At 44.2% G+C, this 17749-nt stretch carries 14 protein-coding genes; 13 read left to right on the top strand and 1 reads right to left on the bottom strand.

Features of this window, described 5'->3' with window-relative positions:
* Window positions 1-177: 177 nt before the first annotated feature.
* The 7 genes from MKZ13_RS18670 to MKZ13_RS18640 all read left to right on the top strand — a co-directional run bounded on the left by MKZ13_RS18670 (window position 178) and on the right by MKZ13_RS18640 (window position 8318).
* Complete coding sequence (locus MKZ13_RS18670; protein ID WP_339177279.1) at window positions 178-990, top strand: helix-turn-helix transcriptional regulator; 813 nt, start codon at window positions 178-180, stop codon at window positions 988-990.
* Between the two features lie 135 nt (window positions 991-1125).
* Window positions 1126-2082 (top strand): aldo/keto reductase, encoded by a 957-nt coding sequence (locus tag MKZ13_RS18665; protein WP_339177276.1) that lies wholly within the window; start codon window positions 1126-1128, stop codon window positions 2080-2082.
* A 137-nt stretch (window positions 2083-2219) separates the two neighbouring features.
* Window positions 2220-2816: a cupin domain-containing protein gene (locus MKZ13_RS18660; RefSeq protein ID WP_237174803.1), complete on the top strand. Its 597-nt coding sequence runs from the start codon at window positions 2220-2222 to the stop codon at window positions 2814-2816.
* A gap of 202 nt (window positions 2817-3018) precedes the next feature.
* Entirely contained in the window at window positions 3019-3699 is a 681-nt protein-coding gene (locus MKZ13_RS18655; RefSeq protein ID WP_339177272.1) for a hypothetical protein, read from the top strand.
* A 549-nt stretch (window positions 3700-4248) separates the two neighbouring features.
* Window positions 4249-5838, top strand: a complete 1590-nt coding sequence (locus tag MKZ13_RS18650) for a methyl-accepting chemotaxis protein (RefSeq protein WP_339177270.1) — start codon at window positions 4249-4251, stop codon at window positions 5836-5838.
* A 24-nt stretch (window positions 5839-5862) separates the two neighbouring features.
* A complete protein-coding gene (locus tag MKZ13_RS18645; protein WP_221820509.1) occupies window positions 5863-6288 on the top strand; it encodes a chemotaxis protein CheW in 426 nt (141 codons plus the stop codon).
* Between the two features lie 14 nt (window positions 6289-6302).
* Window positions 6303-8318 carry a chemotaxis protein CheA gene (locus tag MKZ13_RS18640; protein ID WP_339177267.1) on the top strand — a complete coding sequence of 672 codons (2016 nt, stop codon included), beginning with the start codon at window positions 6303-6305 and terminating at the stop codon, window positions 8316-8318.
* 97 nt (window positions 8319-8415) lie between these two features.
* On the opposite strand, the gene MKZ13_RS18635 is transcribed toward MKZ13_RS18640, so the two are convergent.
* Window positions 8416-9300 (bottom strand): LysR family transcriptional regulator, encoded by an 885-nt coding sequence (locus tag MKZ13_RS18635; RefSeq protein ID WP_036672843.1) that lies wholly within the window; start codon window positions 9298-9300, stop codon window positions 8416-8418.
* Between the two features lie 112 nt (window positions 9301-9412).
* On the opposite strand from MKZ13_RS18635, the gene zwf reads away from it, so the two are divergent.
* The 6 genes from zwf (at window position 9413) to MKZ13_RS18605 (ending at window position 17701) form a co-directional block, all read left to right on the top strand.
* Window positions 9413-10936, top strand: coding sequence for a glucose-6-phosphate dehydrogenase (gene zwf, locus MKZ13_RS18630; RefSeq protein WP_339177265.1), 1524 nt, complete (start codon window positions 9413-9415; stop codon window positions 10934-10936).
* A gap of 36 nt (window positions 10937-10972) precedes the next feature.
* On the top strand, window positions 10973-11638 hold the full coding sequence (gene fsa, locus MKZ13_RS18625; RefSeq protein ID WP_076210039.1) for a fructose-6-phosphate aldolase: 666 nt from the start codon (window positions 10973-10975) through the stop codon (window positions 11636-11638).
* Between the two features lie 60 nt (window positions 11639-11698).
* The gene (gene gndA / locus MKZ13_RS18620) at window positions 11699-13117 is read left to right on the top strand and encodes an NADP-dependent phosphogluconate dehydrogenase (RefSeq protein WP_339177263.1); all 1419 of its coding nucleotides are present in this window, start codon (window positions 11699-11701) and stop codon (window positions 13115-13117) included.
* 246 nt (window positions 13118-13363) lie between these two features.
* Entirely contained in the window at window positions 13364-14467 is a 1104-nt protein-coding gene (locus tag MKZ13_RS18615; RefSeq protein WP_339177262.1) for a metallophosphoesterase, read from the top strand.
* A gap of 327 nt (window positions 14468-14794) precedes the next feature.
* On the top strand, window positions 14795-15649 hold the full coding sequence (locus MKZ13_RS18610) for a PRD domain-containing protein (protein WP_036613466.1): 855 nt from the start codon (window positions 14795-14797) through the stop codon (window positions 15647-15649).
* Between the two features lie 132 nt (window positions 15650-15781).
* Window positions 15782-17701 (top strand): beta-glucoside-specific PTS transporter subunit IIABC, encoded by a 1920-nt coding sequence (locus MKZ13_RS18605; protein ID WP_339177259.1) that lies wholly within the window; start codon window positions 15782-15784, stop codon window positions 17699-17701.
* Window positions 17702-17749 lie beyond the last annotated feature (48 nt).

Here is a 17749-nt window from a genome sequence, read left to right as displayed (position 1 = left end):
CATCACCAACTTCGGGGATCATGGATGCTCCTTTCGTGCTGCACCATTCGATGATAAGCTACTTGTAAACCAAGTACTCTGTAGAACTAATAATAGATGAATTATATCAAAGTCATTCAGAGACTGCCATTTTGGGATAGAGTCGAAAAGGCTTGAATACTTTTATAAAAAGGAACGATGTCTATGGATACAGGTATGAGCCGTAACAAAAAACTGGGTGAGTTTTTGAAATCACGGAGAAGCCGCATTCAACCGGAACAAGTTGGATTGTCAGGATCTTATGGACAGCGAAGAACACCCGGTCTACGGCGGGAAGAAGTAGCGGTATTGGCTGGTGTCAGTGCGACGTATTACACGTGGCTCGAACAGGGTAGGGAGTTGGCGGCTTCACGTGAAGTGATGCAGAGTATAGCGGATGCGCTCCGTTTAACCCTGGAAGAGAAGAGTCATCTGTTTGACTTATGGGACCCTAATACGGAACATGAATTCCTTGCTTCGTATTCGCAACTGGAGCCAGGTTGGCAGAGTATTATTGGTCAGTTGACCCATCCTTCCTTTATTACCAATGAACGTTCTGAGGTACTTGCCTGGAATGAAGCTGCAGATACGAACCTCTTCAACTTCTCGTCGATGAATGTGAATGAGCGTTTAATGATGCGGATTTTATTTCTGGATACAGCGCTCAGGGAGCGTATGCACAACTGGGAGGAATTCGCGCGGCACTCGGTAGCGGTATTCCGTACTTATTATGACAAGTATACGAGCGACCCCGAATTTAGCAGAATCGTGAAACAATTAAGTGAAGAAAGCGTGGACTTCCGAACGATCTGGAACCTGCACCAAGTTGAGTTCAAACAAGTCAATCGTGTGCTGCTTGAAACGACAGATCGGGCAGATGGCGTTGTGCATGCATACGATATCTTTTCCATGAATAATCTGAACAGTCAATCAGGCATTCATTGTTGTATTTACGTTCCTGTTGCCATATAGAAAATTGATCAAACTGGTAATTTCTTTACTAGCATAAACAGAGTGTGGTTGGGATCTCGGGAGTGAAATAGAATGAACTCAAGTTCATACGTATCTAGTTGACGTTTCTATTTCAAGATGAAAAGAGGGAGCCACATGCTCAAAACAAGAACACTGGGAAATGATAAATTACAAATATCTTCGCTCGGCCTGGGTGTGATGATGATGCCAGATAATGACGAATCGGTACATACCATTCAGGGCGCGCTAGATGCAGGAGTTACCATGTTTGATACGGCGGATCTGTACGGAGCGTATGAAAAACAGCAATTTGGAGGGAATGAAAAACTGCTTGGGCGCGCGCTTCAAGGTCGAAGATCCAAGGCAATCGTTGCCACCAAATTTGGTATAACACACACGCAGGGCCCCAAGGGAGATCCAGCCTACATCAAAAAATCAGTAGATGCGAGTCTCTACAATCTGGGAATGGATTATATCGATCTGTATTATCAACATCGTCCTGATCCGAATACACCCATTGAAGAGACGGTAGGCACACTTTCTGATCTGGTTCAACAGGGGAAGATTCGATATATTGGTTTGTCCGAAGCGCCAGTAGAGATCATTCGGCGTGCACATGCTGTTCATCCGATTACAGCGTTGCAGACCGAATATTCATTATGGAGTCGAGAGCTTGAGGATGAGATTATGCCTATCCTGCATGAATTGAACATTGGCTTGGTTCCATACAGCCCATTGGGACGTGGCTTCCTGACAGGTCAGATCCGTTCAATAGAAGATCTGCCGGAAGATGATTATCGTCGTCACTATCCGCGTTTCCAAGGTGAGAACTTTCAGAAAAACCTGGAGGTAGTTGGCTTGATTCAAGAGATGGCTAAGCAAAAAGGATGTACAGTCTCTCAACTTGCTCTGGCCTGGTTGCTTGGAAAGGGAGAACATATCGTTCCGATCCCGGGGACTCGCAACCTGGATAGAGTTCATGAGAACTTAGGAGCGCTGCAGGTTTCGCTTACGGATGATGAGATGAACCAGATCGATCACATATCACCTCAGGGCATTGCAGCTGGAGGCAGATTCCCTGGTCAAGTCTAGTTTGTTTATACATGATGCCAAGCAACCTAAAGTTCAGGATTAAAACACTATATAACATGTGTCAACGGTATTATCTTTCTATTCTCCGGCATACAGTACAACAATGAGATGTATGCCCAAGGAGGAGAAATGATCGTATGATAAATCCGATTTTGCAAGCCCCGAATGTTCCGCTGGCAGCCGATTCCAATGCGGTTGTCAATTATCAGAGGGATTCACGCAACTATGTAACCCAGTTGTTTGGAGAACAGCTGCCGACCATTGCGAATGGGTTCTTCAACGTGTACTTAAGCAAAGGAATCATCGTGCAGCCGCACTGGCACACCAATGTCACGGAGATGGTTGTTGTCATCACCGGTGAAGTTACAGCATCAGTCTTTAATCCGTTTACGCGTGAACGATTGACATATCGTCTGAAACCAGGGCAGGTTGTGGTATTTCCGAAAGGCTGGTTTCACTGGTTTGTCGCTGAGACAGATGATGTATATTTATTAACAATCTTCGATCAACCAACGCCTGATATTGTGTTTGGAGCGGATTTCTTGGCAGCTACACCGCCGGAGGTGGCTCACCGTGCGTACTGTTTGGATGAGGAGGCATATGCGAGAGCTGTTGCTTCTATTAAAAATGATGCGATTCTGGGCCCTCCAATAGGGTGTGATACGCAGGTTTCTGATCAATCGACTTCACCCTCCAAGACGTCCGTGTCACCATCCAATAAACAGGAGTCTTAATTCAAGCTTCCTTATTCATGATCAAAGTACAAAGCCTGTAACTGGAGAATAACAGTTGCAGGCTTTTTGATGTGTCGATGTAATAATTGTATGAAGTCCAGGGGATTGACATTATATTAGAAAATAATTTAAAAGCCTGAGTCAGTGTGTTACGTTCTCTGTTAATATAGTATGAACATCCAACAAAACGGAGGACTCATGAATGAACATATCAGAACTGAATACGCTTGAAACTGCAATGAGTTATGCACCGATTTTGATGTTTGACAGAGCCGAACCCTTTTATCCTGATTTTGTTGGCATTTCTGTGTTGCATCAATCTGGGCCTTCACCATCGTTCAGAAGAGACATTAAGTTTCCGACCGAGGCAGTACAATATGTAATTGAATATGCAATCTGGTGGGATTATGAGATTGGACATCTGTATGAAATGGAACATGTATGGGTTTATGTGGGTCATGACGGAGAGGTAGTAGACTGTGAAGCCAGCTTTCATGGGAAGGTGCTGCGCGGATTGTTGAAGGAACGGGTCAATGTGATTGGACGTCATGTATGTCTGTACTCGCAGCCTGGCAAACATGCTTTCTCGCCACTTCCGGTTGTATTTGAGTTACTGCCAAACCTGTATAGTGCAGCAGGTGCCGAAGCTGGATGTGATGGGCTACTTGTGAATGAGTTGTTTCAAGATTATTTTGAAACGAATGAACAGATCAATGCTCAGGTAGAGCGTTATCTGTCGACCAAAGCATTTGTACCTACCATGGAGTTCGAAGAATATCTACTAAAACCGGAGATGTTTATGACGTGGGATAATCTGTTTGGTATTATTCCGCACAGGATCAAGGACCGCTTAATTGAACTGGAGCAGTTATATAACACATAAGTAATTAATTTTAAACGGGTTTTATATTAATTTAAAGTATATTTTTTTCGCTTCAAAACCAAACTTTGTTGATTCGGGTTTGGTTTTTTTTATGGGAAAATAGACTCAGAATGGGTGAGCTATTATTAGACTTAAGTCTTGAAGTATTGAGTGTGTACAGAGAAATACATCATTTTTTTGCATGGAAAATGATATTTGTTATACGTATGAACTATATAACTTCTTATGTAAATATAAGAAGATCATATCACATGAAATTTTGTATGGAGATGTATGTGTAAGTCGATGCAGAATTTGGATTATACGTATATATGTAAATAAAAAATGAAATTTAATAGGTAAAAAGTATAATTTATATTAAAAAGAAGATTCTTTATATCTGAAATAAAAATTCATAATAGTGCAAATTTATAGAAATAAAAATCTCCTATTCAGTTTTAATATATTTATGTCGAAATAGATCGTAAGTTGTCTGGAGCGCGACCTAGAGAAGGGTTTACCAAGCGTTATATACATAACTGGACACTACGATGCCTAGGAGGAGATTACATGAAGTGGTTTGGGAATTTGAAAACAGCAACAAAGATTATCTCAGCGTTTTTAATTGTGTCGATAATCCTTGCGGCGCTTGGCGTCTACTCTGTAGTAACATTGAGAAGTACGAATGAACGAATGCAAGAGATGTATAACAACAATCTAATCTCAGTTCGTGAGCTCTCTTCAGCTCAGGTTGATTATCAGAGATTACGAGTTAACGTACGTGATTTGAATTTCGAAACTGTAGCAGCAGAACAGACCAGAATTACAGAAAATATTGCCACGATTCGTCAATCCATGGAGGAGCGACTTGCTACGTACCGTCCTCTTGCGACTACCCCGGAAGAAACGGAATTGCTTCGTAAGTTAGATACCCAATACAGTAGCTATATGAAACTTTATGATCAAGGCGTCACTATGGCGCTATCAGAGGATGATGCAGCTTTTATTGAATTCCTGAAATCGACATTGAAATCACCTGGTGATGAGATTGTAAAAACACTCGCGGACCTGGTGAATCTTAATGTAACGTTGGCAGATCAGGCTAACACGAAGTCTGAAGAAGCCTACACAACGGCCTTTACCGTTACAATTGTTATGGTTGTTGCATCTGTACTCTTCAGTATTCTGATCGGTTACATTATCTCTCGTTCCATTTCCAAGCCACTCATGGCCATGTTGGGTCTGGCAACGGAAGTCGCTAACGGAAATCTGACTCTCCAGTCAGACATCTCCAGCAAAGATGAAGTGGGTCAACTGGCCGCAGCTCTGAATCGTATGGTCGACAATCTGAAAGGGTTAGTCAACAATATCGTGATGAACTCCCAAAGCGTTGCCGCTTCTTCGGAACAGATCTCAGCAAGCACACAGGAAATTGCGAGTACCAGCACAAGCCAATCCAGTGAGGCAGGAAATATCTCCGAATTGTTCAAGGAGCTTTCACTTGCCATTAACTCCGTCGCTGCAAGTGCGGAAGAAGCGGCTGAACTGTCCAACGATACGGTGAAGACTGCTCGTGAAGGTGGACTTGTTGTACAGACTTCATTGGAAGGTATGCAAGCTGTTAATACAAAAATGACCAAACTTGAAGATGATTCTCGTAAAATCGGTGACATCATTGAAGTGATTGACGATATCGCTGAGCAGACCAATCTGCTCGCGCTGAATGCTGCTATTGAAGCGGCACGTGCCGGAGAACAAGGACGAGGATTCGCTGTAGTCGCAGATGAAGTCCGGAAGCTTGCCGAACGAAGCGGAGAGGCGACCAAAGAAATTACAGCCATCATCAAAGCAATGCAGGAAAATACGAGACAAAGTGTGCAAGCCGTAGCAGCCAGTGTTGAGCAGTCTTCCATGACTGGACAGGCTTTTGATCAGATCATTGATATGGTCAATAACTCTTCACAGAAAGTAAACGAAATTGCTGCTGCATGTGAAGAAGAAGCAGCCCAAGCCGCAGAGGTGATGAGCTCTGTTGAATCCATCTCGGCTTCCAGTGAAGAATCTGCGGCTGCATCGGAAGAGACTGCGGCAACGTGCCAGTCTTTGGCACATCTGGCGGAAGAGCTGGCAGATTCGGCAGCGGCCTTCAAAACAAATTAATAAAATTGAATTGAGGGTGAATTGATGTCTTCACTTCAGAAGGAACAATATATTGAACTGTCTGTAGGTGCAGAGACCTGTGCCATTCGAATTGAAGAAATTCACGAAATTATTAAAATGCTCAGCATTACAGATATCCCATTCAGCCGCCCAGAGATCAAAGGGGTAGTAAACCTGCGTGGCAAGGTTGTATGTGTGATGAGTCTGCGGAACTTGCTGGGTATGCCGGATGAACCGGACACCAGAGCCACACGTATTATCGTGGTTCGACATCAGGAAGAATATATTGGCTTGATCGTGGATCGCGTGAACAAGGTAACCACATATTCGGACATACATCCGCCAACTGGCGGATATGGTCGTAACCGTGAAGATTTATTCCATGGTGTGGGTCAACAGGAAGACAAGCTTGTGGGCATTTTGAAACTGGACGAAATATTGGGCGGTTAGGGAGGTATATACGAATGATGGATTTGTCTGCCTACCGTGACATCTTTATCGAAGAACTGAATGATCAACTGGAACGTATGGATCAGTCTTTATTGGCATTGGAGCTTACGCCTTCTGTAGAGCTGGTTCAGACGCTGTTTCGGGCAGCCCATACCATCAAGGGATCGGCATCCACAATGGATTTTCGTGAATTAAGCGACCTCACGCATGAAGTGGAGTATGCTCTTGAATGGGTCCGGGAGAAAAAACCGGAGATGACTTCGGAGCTGATTGATACGTTGTTCCGCTCTTTGGACGCCATGAAGGTGCTTCGTGATCAGTATATCCGTGGGGAAGCCTATGCGGACTTTCGAGCGGTAGTACGAGAAATAAAGGATTTAATTCAGACCCCGGCAGTAGTCGGGCAACTTAAAGTACCTCAATTGCAACCAGCAGAATCGGTTATGGCACAGGTGGCTATTGTATCAGGCAAGCAGTTATTGTCCCTTCATATTGTGCTGGAGCAGAAGTGCATGATGAAAGCGGCCAGATATCATATTTTGCGACAACGTATTGAGGACATCTGTGGTACGGTTGTCGCTACTTCGCTCATGGAGAGCCAACCGGGCGCGCAGAATGAAGATGATCATTATGGTCAGTTCATCATCATCGTAGCAACATCGAAGGACCCACAGCAGCTTAAGACAGAGCTGTCTTCAGACTCGGATATTCATAGGCTGGAGATTGATCCATATCTGCTGGAATCCAATGAGGTTGCAGCGACTTCTGCACCACTTGAATTAATCTCTGAAACAGAGCAAACGAAACCAAGCTTGCCTACCGTGAATACAACTGGCCCGGATGAGAAAGTGAAAGCTGCTCAACCTACAGTTCGTGTGAATGTTGAGCGTCTGGACCATTTGATGAATTTGGTCGGTGAACTGTTAATTGATCAAACATCCCTTGCGGATCTGAGTGGATCGGGTGCGCGTAAGGAGTCTGCAACACTCATACAGAGTATTAGTGGTGTATCCGATCATATGGGCAGGGTGATCAAGGAACTTCAAGAAGGTGTAATGAAGACACGGATGTTACCCATTGATCAACTATTCAGTCGCTTCCCGAGATTGGTTCGTGACCTTTCTCAGAAGCTGGGTAAGGATCTGGAACTGGTTATCCAAGGTGGAGAGACTGAGCTTGACCGGATGATTATTGAAGAATTGAGTGACCCGCTGATCCATCTCATCCGCAACAGTGCAGATCATGGCATTGAAAGTGCAGAGATTCGGGCGGAGAACGGTAAACCGTTCAAAGGACGTATTACATTAACTTCGTTTCATGAAGAAAATCATGTTGTCATTCGTTATTCGGATGATGGCAAAGGTATCGATGGTGAGAAGATCAAAGCTTCCGCTTTGGGCAAAGGTATCATTAGTGAGGAACAGGCTGCACGTCTAACAACACAGGAAGCTGTCCATCTCATATTTGAGCCCGGTTTCTCCACAGCTTCTTCTGTCAGTGAAGTATCGGGGCGCGGCGTTGGAATGGACATCGTGCGTAGCCAGATCGGGCGGCTCAACGGTATCATTGATATTGATACGGAGGTTGGTGTTGGCACCACGTTTACGATTCGTCTACCACTTACTTTGGCGATTATTAAAGGTCTGTTAGTCAAAGTGTCGGGTCGTGTTCTGATCTTGCCGATGTATAATGTTGCTGAGATTGTTCGAATTTCACCTGAAGATATTCAGATGATCCAGGGACAGCAAGCGATCCTGAATCATGGACGAATTGTACCTTTTCACCGATTGTGCGACAGGCTCAACTATCCACGAACGGACCGTAAATCCAAAACCATTCCACTGGTGATCGTGCGTTCCGTTGATAAAATTGCAGCTTACGCAGTAGATGAGATTATAGGAAATCAGGAAGTCGTTATTAAGACGCTAGGTACGTATCTGGGAGCAATGAACCATCTATCTGGCGCAACGATTCTCGGTAATGGTAAGGTTGCCCTTATATTGGACGCGTCCTATCTGGTGAGTCTTTAATCGTTAGATAAACACATACATTATGCAAGCCAAAGAGCCTCATCATCCATAACTGGACGGTGGGGCTCTTTGTTGTACCTTTTGACATTGTGATCACTCAGGATTTGAAAATGAGATCCATAAACCGGTTGGCAGCCAGAGAAATTGGCATATTACGTTTGGTCATAATCCCCACATGGGAAGGGGGGAGCGGGACATCAAGCTGAATTTCGAAGAGAGAACCTTCCTCCAGCTCTTTGGAGATGAACTCACGTGTGACATAGGAGATCCCCAGTCCTCGACGCGCAAACTCAATCAACAGATCAACGCTACCAACCTCAATCTCAGGTTTCAACGTGTAATTATAGCTGTTAAACAACTCGGTAATAGCCATCCGAACCCGGCTGTTCCGGGAGAAGAGGATCAGTTGATGCTCCAGAAGCATCTCAAGTGTCATGACTTTACCCTTCAACTGAGCATAACGTTCCCCAGCTACAAAACAGTCCTTCAACTGAATACTTTCCCTGACTTCTAGCTGTGGATCAACAATGGGCATCCGAACTACACCAAGGTCGATCTTGCCTTCTTTCAGAAACGTAATGACTTCCGGTGTGGTTCCATGACTCAGATGTAGCTTGATGTTAGGGTACAAGGTGTGGAATTCCTCTAGATATGCCAGCATGTAATGCTTGAACAGGGAGTCACTGCCACCAATCCGGAGTTCACCATTGTCGAGATTCTTCAGTGCGGCCATTTTTTCTTCCGCAAGTGAGATCAGAATCTGGGATTGTTCAATATAGGAGTATAGACTGGCACCTTCCTGTGTTAATGCTACACCCTTGGAATTTCGATAAAACAAGGTAAGACCAAAGCTCTCTTCCAATTGCTTAATGGCATGACTGACGCTGGGTTGAGTGATATACAGTGCTTTCGCAGCCTGTGTCAAACTTCCCGTTTTGGCGGCCCAATAAAAGACTTTATATAGTTCGTAATTTGTCGTCATAGATGTGGTCTATAGCTCCTGTGAAATATATTAATTACTTGTATGACTATAAAACGTATTATAGTGTAACTACAACAAAGAAACCAGAGTTACTTGGAAGGAGAACGGTAAGATGGAACCAACTACCATTGTTTTATTTGGTGCTACTGGCGATTTAGCCAAAAGAAAAATATATCCTGCCTTATATAACTTATATCTTGAGCAGAAGCTTCCTGAAACCTTCTCATTGATTGGTCTGGGGCGTAGAGAGTGGTCTGATGAATTCTTTCAGGCACAAGTGGAAAAATCATTAAATGAATTTTCCAGACGCCAGGCTGATCCTGAAGTTGTGAAGTCATTTGTGAAAGCTTTCCGCTACAGTGTATTGAATATAAGCCATAAGGAAGATTATATAAAGCTGTTGGGATTAGTTGAACAAAGAGAAGCTGAGCTTGGCATTCCGTCCAATCGCTTGTTTTATCTCTCGGTTGGTCCGGAATTTTTCGAACCGATTGCCGAGAATATTCAAGAAAGTGGACTGGGTTCCACAGAGGGCTGGAAACGTCTCGTCATCGAGAAGCCATTTGGTCACGACCTGCAGTCTGCCAGAGACCTTAATCGCAAATTAAGCGAATCGTTCACGGAGGAAGAGATTTATCGGATTGACCACTATTTGGGCAAACCGATGGTACAGCGTCTGGAGACGTTGCATCAGAGTAACCCAATCATGAAGGCATTATGGAACAACCGTTACATCTCCAATGTGCAAATTACAGCGAATGAGACTGTAGGTGTTGAAGAACGTGCATCCTATTACGATCATGTTGGTGCAGTGCGAGACATGTTCCAGAATCATATGTTGCAATTGCTCATGATGATGGCGATTCAGCTTCCATACAACAGTACTTCCGAAAAAGTTGGATTGAAGAAAAAACACATTATGGAGTCAATTCAGCCGTTACAAAAACAAACTGTGGGTGCAAACATCATCCGTGGACAGTATGCAGAAGGCAACATTCAAGGTAAACCGGTAAATGCGTATGCTGCTGAACCGGGTGTAGCCGAGAATACGATGAATGACACATTCATTGCTGCCAAATTGCAAATTGATGATTTCTTCTGGCGCGGTGTTCCGTTTTACATTCGCACGGGTAAAAGAATGAAGGAGAAATCAACACGTATCGTGATTGAATTCAAAGAACCTTCAGGACAGACAAATGTGCTGAAAAACAAGGGTTCCAAGCCAAACCTGCTCGTCATTGAGATGAGTCCAGATCAGAGCATGACATTGCAACTGAATGCAAGTGATCCTGAGAATAAAGGTGAATTCAAACCGGTTCATATCGATCTTTCTCCGGATAAAGGTGACCTCGCGGAAGCTTACGAGAATCTGATTCGTGATGCCTTGCTGGGTGATCCAACTTTCTTTGCCCACTGGGATGAAGTAGAATTGTCATGGGCGTGGGTGCAGCCAATTCTGGATGCATTCCAGGAAAATCTGTTACCACTTCACCTGTATCCTGCGGGTAGCTATGGACCGGCTGAATCAGATATTATGCTTGAAGAAGAAGGCCACCACTGGTGGTTTGATGAGCCGACGGATCAGGAGTCTGTAGTTACAGATAACATCCCCTTGGCAGTTAATGCAAATCTCTAAACCAAAATAAAAAATATATCTGGAGGTAATTAAATCATGAAATTTTTTATCGATACAGCTAACGTGGAAGATATCCAAAAAGCATACAAAATCGGCGTATTGTCTGGTGTAACAACAAACCCATCTTTGGTAGCCAAAGAAGGCGTGAAATTCGAAGATCGTATTGAAGAAATCTTGCGTTTGGTACCTGAAGTGGAGTCCGTTTCTGCGGAAGTGACACCAGATGCCCTTACTGCTGAAGAAATGATCGCGCAAGCAGACGAATTGATCAAAATAAACAACAGCGACAAAAACATTACGATCAAATTGCCAATGACACTTGCAGGACTGGAAGCTTGCCGTTACTTGACCAAAAAAGGCGTGAAAACCAACGTAACGTTGATCTTCACTGTGAACCAGGCGCTTTTGGCTGCTCGTGCTGGTGCGACATATGTATCCCCATTCCTGGGACGTCTTGATGATATCTCCGAAGATGGCGTACAATTGGTTGCCAAAGTTGCCGAATTGTTCCGTACACATAACCTGGATGCACAGATTATTGCTGCTTCTGTAAGACATCCGGATCACGTTACACGTGTTGCGATGGCTGGAGCACATATTGCTACTGTTCCATTCTCCGTCATTGAACAAATCTCCAAACACCCGCTGACAGATCAAGGTATGGACAAATTTGCAGCGGACTGGAAAAAAACAGTACAATAATCTATAACCATTCATTCGTTTCAACTTACTATATAAATAATGGAGTATTGGGAGGACATAATGAGTAAACAACAGATTGGTGTTATTGGATTGGCAGTAATGGGTAAAAACCTGGCTTTGAATATTGAAAGCAAAGGTTTCTCGGTATCGGTATTTAACCGTTCCCCGGAGAAAACGAACGATCTTCTGAAAGAAGCAGAAGGTAAAAACCTGACAGGTGCGTTCACCATTGAAGAATTCGTGGAATCCCTGGAGTCTCCGCGTAAAATTCTGATCATGGTGCAAGCAGGTAAAGCAACAGATGCAACGATCGAGCAACTGCTTCCTCATCTGGATCAAGGCGACATTATTATCGATGGAGGTAATGCTTACTTCCCTGACACACAACGTCGCAGTAAAGAACTGGAAGAAAAAGGTTTCCGCTTCATCGGAGCAGGTGTATCCGGTGGTGAAGAAGGCGCACTGAAAGGCCCGGCAATCATGCCAGGCGGTCAGGAAAGTGCTTATCAGTTGGTAGAACCGATCCTGACAGCGATCTCCGCTAAAGTTGGCGATGACGCTTGCAGCACATATATCGGACCAGACGGGGCCGGACACTATGTAAAAATGGTGCATAACGGTATCGAGTACGGAGATATGCAGTTGATTGGTGAAGCTTATCACTTGCTCAAATCCGTATTGAACGTTTCCGTTGAAGAGTTGCATGAGATCTTCACTGAGTGGAATCAAGGGGAATTGGACAGTTACCTGATCGAAATCACGGCAGATATCTTCTCCAAATACGATCCAGAAACAGGCAAACCAATGGTTGACGTTATTCTGGACGCAGCTGGACAAAAAGGAACAGGGAAATGGACAAGCCAAAGTGCGCTGGATCTCGGCGTTCCATTGTCCATGATTACGGAATCCGTATTCTCCCGTTTCCTCTCTGCGATGAAGGACGAGCGTATAGCAGCTAGCAAAATCCTAAGTGGACCAGCAACTGAAGCATTCTCTGGCGACAAAAAAGCGTTTATCGAGAACGTGCGTAAAGCATTGTTTGCAAGTAAAATCGTATCTTATGCACAAGGATTTGCACAAATGCGTGCAGCTTCCGATGAATACGGCTGGGATCTGAAATATGGTAACATTGCCATGATCTTCCGTGGCGGCTGCATCATCCGTTCGCAGTTCTTGCAAAACATTAAAGAAGCATATGACAAAGATGCAGAACTCAAAAACCTGCTCTTGGATCCTTACTTCCAAAACATCGTTGAATCTTATCAAGGCGCATGGCGTGAAGTTATAGCGGCTGCTGTAAAACAAGGTATTCCAGTACCTGGCTTCTCCAGTGCACTGTCTTACTACGACAGCTACCGTACAGAGCGTTTGCCAGCAAACTTGCTGCAAGCTCAACGTGACTACTTCGGTGCTCACACATTCAAACGTGTGGACAAAGAAGGTTCATTCCACTTCCAGTGGATGGACACAAACGAGTAATTTTAATTCCGAAAATAAAGCATTCCTGCGGTTGTCTTTGAATTTAACTATTCAGGGCGACTGCAGGAATGCTTTTTCTGGTTTATGGTACGAATTTGAATATCATCAAATTGTAATAAAATGTACCTATCTGGCTTTTGCAAACAGGTGATCTGACCCTTCAACTACGTTATACTTGTTCAGACGGACTTGTGTCCGTGATGAAAATTCAGAATACAACTTATTGACGTGGAGGTTAGACCGGGCATGTTTGTATTAGCGGGTATATTGTTTTTGGTTGTATATGGTTTATTAGTGTTCTACATAGGCTGGAGCGGTTGGAGTTGGATGAAACCTGTCGTGTCCGCCAGATTTCGGTGGTTGTATATTATAGGGCTTGTATTCCTTGCCATTTCCTTCATATTGGCACGATTATTTGGAAGCATTTCGTTCCTCGGTATTATCGGTTCTTACTGGCTAGCGATCTTCTCGTTGTTATTGTTGATCCTGCCCGTCGTTCACCTCACGATGTGGTTGCTGAGATTAACCCGTATTCCTAGACATCACACCCAGAAATGGGCGGGGGTCGTTACGCTGGTGCTGTTAGTGTCCACAATGGGTTACGGAATTTTCAACGCCTATAGCCCGGTAGTGAGAACATATAATATTCAGATTGATAAAAAAGTAGAAGGTGTAGACAAGCTCAACATTGTCATGGCTGCTGATATGCACTTCGGACTTCTATCTGGCCCTGCACATGCCAAACGCATGGTGGAGGAAATTAATGCACTGAAGCCGGATCTGGTGCTGTATCCTGGAGATATTATTGATGACAATCTGGATATGTACCTCAATAGCGGAATTGCCGATATTATCAGTGACATTCAGGCTCCATATGGTGTCTATGCTTCTCTCGGGAATCACGACAAGTTCGATGGTCCCATTGAAGATCTGATTGCTGCACTGGAGAAGAGCAACATGCAAGTTTTGTACGATGACAAGATCGTTTTGGATGACAAGATTACCCTGATTGGACGGAAAGACCGGACAGAGAAGGATCGGGCAGAAGTAGCTGCACTAATGCAAGATACGGACTTGAGCCAACCTGTACTTATGATGGATCACCAGCCGTATGATCTGGATATTGCGCAGCAAAACAATATAGATCTGGTGGTATCCGGCCACACCCACCGTGGTCAGATTGCGCCTGCTCAGTTCATCACACAGGCGATATACGAGAATGATTGGGGTTATCTGCAAAAAGGCTCCATGCACTCCATCGTAACGTCAGGATTTGGATTCTGGGGACCTCCGATTCGCACAAGCAGTCGTTCGGAGATTGTACAGATTAATGTGACGTTCCAGCAATGATGAAAGGCCCTTCGAAAGAAGGGCCTTTAGTTTGTTTGAAGCAAGTGATAAATTGGTGGTGACGCCGTTTGAATCTGCATCAAAATGTGAATATTAAAACATATGAACCCCTTAAACGTGGAAGCGTAGGGAAATGACTCAGTATAAGGGAAAGAACCGGATAGCAGCATTACTATTTTTTTGGTTGACACCGTTTTCAGGTTATGATAAATTAGTTCCGAGGCTTGTTACCGGTAATGCGGGCAAAACCACGATGGAAATGATTTTATTATTTCTGTTTTGGTTTTGCCCTTTTTTATTCCTCAAAAAAAACCAGGTGGGTCCATAATGATTATTAAACAGATATTTAATAACAATATTGTCAGTACCGTGGATGACAAAAATCAGGAACTACTGATCCTCGGCCGGGGTATCGGATTTAAGTTCAAAGCTGGCGATGAGATTGATGAAGAGCGGATTGAGAAGGTATTTCGTCTTCAGGATGCATCGATTTATGAGAAATTCAAATCCATCGTAGCTGAAGTGCCGATTGAGATTTTGCAGGCAACAGATGATATTGTGACACTCGCACGAACACAATTGAACAAAACCATCAGTGACGGGATCTATGTCTCGCTGTCTGATCACATTCACTTTGCTGTTCAACGCTTGGAAAAAGGAATGATTACTCGTAATCCACTTTCTTGGGAAGTTCAGCATTTCTATAAGGCGGAGTATGATGTGGCCAGAGAAGCACTGACCTTGCTGAAGGAAAGACTGGATATTGAGTTTCCCAAAGATGAAATCTGTAATATTGCCTTACATTTCATCAATGCGGAAGTCAATGATTCCATGAACGATGTCACCCATCTGATGCAGCTGTTGCAGGAGATTATGAATATCATCAAATATCACTTCAACGTCGAATTGGATGAAGATAGCGTCAATTATTTCCGCTTCATCACCCATTTGAAATATTTCTGTCAGCGTGTCATTACACATTCTTCACATGATGATGCTGAGGAGTATTTATATGAAGTGGTTCGGAAAAACTATCCGGAGACATTCAAATGTATTGGCAAGATCGAGACTTTTATCCATAAAAACTATCAGTATGACATGACTCACTCTGAGCAGTTATATCTAACGCTCCATCTGGAACGTTTGATGAAAACCAAGCGGGACGAGAAGTCCACGCAATAGAATCAAATCACAACTGGATATCCTATGGGCTTGTTACTGTTCAATCAGGCAATACCCGAATGAGATGGCGCCATCCATATGCGCTAGATTCGTTCGGGTATTTTTTATTGGAAAAATGAGGAGGAAAACATCATGAAACATCAGGAAACGGCGCAGGAAATCATTAAAGCCGTTGGGGGAACAAACAATATTAACTCAGTTTATCACTGCGTCACACGTTTGCGCTTTGATCTGAAAGATAACGAGAAAGTTGACAACGGCTCACTCAAGAAACTGGATAAGGTCATGGGAACGAATATTTCCGGGGATCAATTCCAAGTCATTATCGGTAATGATGTGGCAAAAGTATTTGATGCCATGGTGAAGGAAAATCCGGCAATCCAGCAAAGTACAGAAAACAAAGAGCCAAAGTCGGATAAAAAACAAAATGTTGTGCTGAAAATTTTTGAAACAATCGCAGGTGTCTTTGCTCCGATGCTTCCAGCGATTACTGCGGCAGGTATGCTCAAAGGATTACTTGCACTATTCGTGTCCGTAGGTTGGATGTCTGCCGGAACGGATACGTATCGTATTCTTTCAGCCATCGGTGACGGCGTATTCCATTACCTGCCTTTACTGATTGCAGTTAGCGCTGCTCGTAAATTCGGCAGTAACCCGTTTGTTGCGATTGCACTAGGTACGGCACTCATGTATCCAGACATGACAGCATTGTTATCTAGCGGTGAATCGGTTGGATTCTTGGGAATCCCGGTTACGGCTGTAAGTTATGCTTCATCGGTTATCCCGATTCTTCTTGCAGTATGGTTGATGTCCTATGTTGAGAAATGGGTTGACCGCGTTATCCCTGCTGCACTCAAGCTGCTGCTTGTGCCGCTGATTACCTTGCTTGTTATGGTTCCGGTGACACTGATTGCGATCGGTCCTTTGGGTACATTTGTAGGTAGCGGATTGTCTGGTGGTATCAACTGGCTGCTGAATGAAGGCGGATTGGTTGCAGGTATTGTTCTTGGCGGCGCGATGGCGCTCATTATTATGACAGGAATGCACTATGCACTTGTGCCGATCATCCTGAGTAATATCGCTACACTGGGCTTTGATAAATTCTTGCCGTTGACCTTTATCTCCAATATGGGTCAGGCGGGTGCAACACTCGGCGTATTCTTCCGGGCAAAAGATAAAAAACTCAAAACCGTGGCATTGTCCACGAGCTTTACAGCGCTGATGGGTGTAACGGAGCCAGCTATGTACGGTGTAAATATGAAATACAAAAAACCATTTGCCGCAGCCATGATTGGTAGCGCAGTGGGTGGCGGATTCGCCCTTGCTTTTGGCGCGAAAGCGTATGTACTTGCGGGTAATGGGGGTCTCCCAGGACTTCCTTCCCTGATTGGACAGACCTTCTGGTATTCCTTTGGGGGTATGATTTTGGCCTTTATCGTGGGTGCGATCATGTCTACGATATTTGGTATCAAGGAAGAAGAGGGAGACGCAGAGGCGTTAGCTCAATTCTCACCGGGTGCTTCTACTGCACCAGCGAAAGTAACTTCCAATGACGCTGCAACCGTAAATGTGGACGACATGGGCGATCCAACACCAACGAGTGATGCAATAGCAGTTGCACCGATGACAGGTAAATCCATCCCACTCAAAGAAGTCAACGATCCAACATTTGGTGATGAATTGATGGGTAAAGGTGTGGCATTTGTTCCAACGGTGGGCGAATTGGTTTCTCCAGTGACAGGTACCATCATGAATGTGTTCAAAACAAAACATGCGATCGTTGTCCGCAGTGATAACGGAATGGAATTGTTGATTCATGTTGGAATTAACACGGTGAAGCTGCGTGGACAGTATTTTGATGCACATGTTGCTACTGGAGCACGTGTACAGGCTGGAGACAAGTTACTCACGTTTGAACTGGCCGAGATTGCAAAAGAATACGATATCACAACCGCTATGGTTGTTACCAATACGGCTGATTACAAGCAGGTTCTACCAGTGAGATTGGGCGAAATCACGATGGGTGAATACGTCTTGAAAGCTGAGATCTAAACTGTTCTCTTAGGACTAACAATATCAACCAAAGAAGGAGAGATTCGA

The organism is Paenibacillus sp. FSL R5-0701, assembly GCF_037973995.1.
Lineage (GTDB): Bacteria > Bacillota > Bacilli > Paenibacillales > Paenibacillaceae > Paenibacillus.
This window is presented reverse-complemented; position numbering and strand designations above follow the sequence as displayed.

What these genes read in the sequence shown, in the direction of transcription:
- MKZ13_RS18650 (WP_339177270.1), top strand. Translation starts at nt 4,249, where the DNA reads ATGAAGTGGTTTGGGAATTTGAAAACAGCAACAAAGATTATCTCAGCG.
- MKZ13_RS18655 (WP_339177272.1), top strand. Translation starts at nt 3,019, where the DNA reads ATGAACATATCAGAACTGAATACGCTTGAAACTGCAATGAGTTATGCA.
- MKZ13_RS18610 (WP_036613466.1), top strand. Translation starts at nt 14,795, where the DNA reads ATGATTATTAAACAGATATTTAATAACAATATTGTCAGTACCGTGGAT.
- MKZ13_RS18615 (WP_339177262.1), top strand. Translation starts at nt 13,364, where the DNA reads ATGTTTGTATTAGCGGGTATATTGTTTTTGGTTGTATATGGTTTATTA.
- gndA (WP_339177263.1), top strand. Translation starts at nt 11,699, where the DNA reads ATGAGTAAACAACAGATTGGTGTTATTGGATTGGCAGTAATGGGTAAA.
- MKZ13_RS18640 (WP_339177267.1), top strand. Translation starts at nt 6,303, where the DNA reads ATGATGGATTTGTCTGCCTACCGTGACATCTTTATCGAAGAACTGAAT.
- MKZ13_RS18635 (WP_036672843.1), bottom strand. Translation starts at nt 9,300, where the DNA reads ATGACGACAAATTACGAACTATATAAAGTCTTTTATTGGGCCGCCAAA.
- MKZ13_RS18605 (WP_339177259.1), top strand. Translation starts at nt 15,782, where the DNA reads ATGAAACATCAGGAAACGGCGCAGGAAATCATTAAAGCCGTTGGGGGA.
- MKZ13_RS18670 (WP_339177279.1), top strand. Translation starts at nt 178, where the DNA reads ATGTCTATGGATACAGGTATGAGCCGTAACAAAAAACTGGGTGAGTTT.
- MKZ13_RS18665 (WP_339177276.1), top strand. Translation starts at nt 1,126, where the DNA reads ATGCTCAAAACAAGAACACTGGGAAATGATAAATTACAAATATCTTCG.
- zwf (WP_339177265.1), top strand. Translation starts at nt 9,413, where the DNA reads ATGGAACCAACTACCATTGTTTTATTTGGTGCTACTGGCGATTTAGCC.
- MKZ13_RS18645 (WP_221820509.1), top strand. Translation starts at nt 5,863, where the DNA reads ATGTCTTCACTTCAGAAGGAACAATATATTGAACTGTCTGTAGGTGCA.
- fsa (WP_076210039.1), top strand. Translation starts at nt 10,973, where the DNA reads ATGAAATTTTTTATCGATACAGCTAACGTGGAAGATATCCAAAAAGCA.
- MKZ13_RS18660 (WP_237174803.1), top strand. Translation starts at nt 2,220, where the DNA reads ATGATAAATCCGATTTTGCAAGCCCCGAATGTTCCGCTGGCAGCCGAT.